The 2,244-nt window shown below is 73.7% G+C and carries 2 protein-coding genes and 1 pseudogene; all 3 read right to left on the bottom strand.

The features are described 5' to 3' along the window. A pseudogene (locus AB0J52_RS37055) lies at positions 1-260 on the bottom strand (enolase C-terminal domain-like protein); the annotation flags it as partial. Between the two features lie 64 nt (positions 261-324). Next, entirely contained in the window at positions 325-774 is a 450-nt protein-coding gene (locus AB0J52_RS37050; protein ID WP_500187590.1) for a hypothetical protein, read from the bottom strand. 19 nt (positions 775-793) lie between these two features. Then, positions 794-2,244, bottom strand: a 1,451-nt coding sequence (locus AB0J52_RS37045) for an LCP family protein (protein WP_500187588.1), incomplete at its 5' end; no start/stop codon positions are given.

Genomic DNA, 2,244 nt, shown 5'->3' with positions numbered 1-2,244 from the left:
GCCGCGGCGCCGCTGGTGCCGAGGTCGGCGACCGCCCAGACGTCCTCCGGGCGGTCCCAGGGCAGTCCGATCAGCGCGGGCGCCATCCGCTCGGCGATGTCGGCCCATGCCGGGCCCGCGCCCGCCGCCTCCTCGGGCACCGCGAGCTCGCCCCAGCCCACCGCGCCGTCCTCGCCGGTCAGCCGGACCAGGATGCTCTCCGGCCGCCGCGCGCGCGGCATCACGACCCGGAAGGTCTCACAGCCCTCGATCTGGGGCACCCGAATGTCCTCACGTTCGTCGAACCCATCACCACCATGATCCCCCCTGCCGGGCGCGCCGCCGTCACCGGCCGCTCGACAGCCGCCGGAAAAGGGGGCGCGGCGGGCGGCGCACGTATCCGCCGTCCGCGAGCCCCGCCAGCCGCTCGAACGGGTTGTGGCTCGCCGGATCACCGCACCACACCAGCGACACGCCCGCGCACGCCAGGTACGGCGCCAGCATCACCGGGCCGAGGCACCAGGCGTACTGCGTCGCGTGCCGTGCCTCGTGCGCCAGCAGCGCCGGGTCGCCGGTCAGGCCGGCCACCTCCCCGCGCGTCAGGATCACGTTGCCCATGGCGAAGGCGGTGGCCACCGGCAGCGGCAACCGGTACCCGCCGGCCAGCAGCAGCCCCTCAGGGCCCCGCGCCGGCGTCGCGCGGGGCCGGGTGCCGACCCGCACGAGCAGCAGCCCGAGCGGCGTCGACAGGTTCGCCCAGTTGACGACCCGCCGGACGTGGTGCACCGCCCTCACACTGGCAGTGTGCCCCGGATCAGGACGGGCAGAGCGAGTCGAGGGAGATCGGCTTCGCCGTCTCATGGCCGGACGGGTCCGAACCGCCCGGGGTCTCCGTTGGGTCGCCGGACGGGGACCCCGTCGGGCCGTCCGACGGTGAGGCGGCCCCGGCGGGCGTCGCCGGCCCGGTCGGGGAGGCCGCCCCGGAGGCCGTGGGCGAGGGCGAGGAGGAGGGCGAGGCGCTGGCGGGCGGGGTCATCGCCTTGGCGGCCAGCCGCCGGATCAGCGCGAAGTCCGGGTTCCCGGTGGAGATCAGCGGCGGGACGAAGGCCAGCGTGCTGATCTGCGCGCCGTCCTTCACCTTCTCCGACAGCTTCATCAGGTCGGGCAGCAGCTCCTGCGGGATGTCGGTGGAGATCGCCCGCTTGGTCGCCGAGGCCAGCTTGTCGAACCTGGTCAGGACCGTCGTCGGGTCGGCCTGGCGGGCGATGGACCGCAGCAGGCACTTCTGCCGGCCCATCCGGGCGTAGTCGTCGCTGTCGTTGCGCGAGCGCCCATACCAGAGCGCCTCCTTGCCGTGCAGGGTGCGCTCGCCGGGCTGCAGCACCCCCCCGTCCCGGCCGTAGGGGATCGGCTCGGTGATCTTGACCTTGACGCCGCCCATCGCGTCCACGATGTCGGCGAAGCCGAACATGTCGACCATGATGTAGTAGTCGACCCGCTGGTGCAGGATGCCCTCGATCGTCTGCTTCAGCAGCGTCGGGCCGCGGTGGTTCTTGGCCACCCCCGGGACCATGTCCGGGTGGTCCTCGGCGTACTGGAAGACCTCGTTGAGCAGGCCGGGCGTCTCCGGGCCGTCCCCGGTGAAGCCGTCGGGGAAGCGGTCGCGGGCCGGGCCGGGCGGCATCGGGAAGTGCTCCAGGTTGCGCGGCACGCCCAGCAGGACGGTCTCGCCGGTGTGGGTGTCCACGCTGGCGACCGTCATCGAGTCGGTGCGGGTGCCCTCGCGGTCGTAGGCCGAGTCGCTGCCGAGCAGCAGCACGTTCACCCGGGACTGCCCGTTCCAGGGGTCGCTGGTGTCGATCTGCTTGGCGCCCTCGGTGCCGCCCGCGTGGAAGATGCTGGTCAGCGTGGAGCGCGCGACGTAGGTGGTGTGGGCGGCCCAGGAGACCGGGACGGCCACGGCGAAGCACAGCACCGCGACCGCGACCGCGCCGACCGCGTGCGCCGGGATGGACATCTGGTCCGGACGGGTGATCTGGTACGAGCGGATGATCACGCACAGCCAGAACAGGCCGACCAGCAGCATGCCGCCGGCCGCGGTCTGCAGCAGGTCGGGCCGCACGGCGAGGCGGATCAGGCTCGGCCGGTAGATCAGGTACCAGGCGAGCAGCCCGGCCCCGAGCGCGACGAAGAGGACGACCAGGGCCGTGCCCAGCCGCCGCCGTCCGGTGGACAGGTGGGCCACACCCCACACCAGGGTGGACG

The organism is Spirillospora sp. NPDC049652 (genome assembly GCF_040675125.1).
Lineage (GTDB): Bacteria > Actinomycetota > Actinomycetes > Streptosporangiales > Streptosporangiaceae > Spirillospora.
This window is presented reverse-complemented; position numbering and strand designations above follow the sequence as displayed.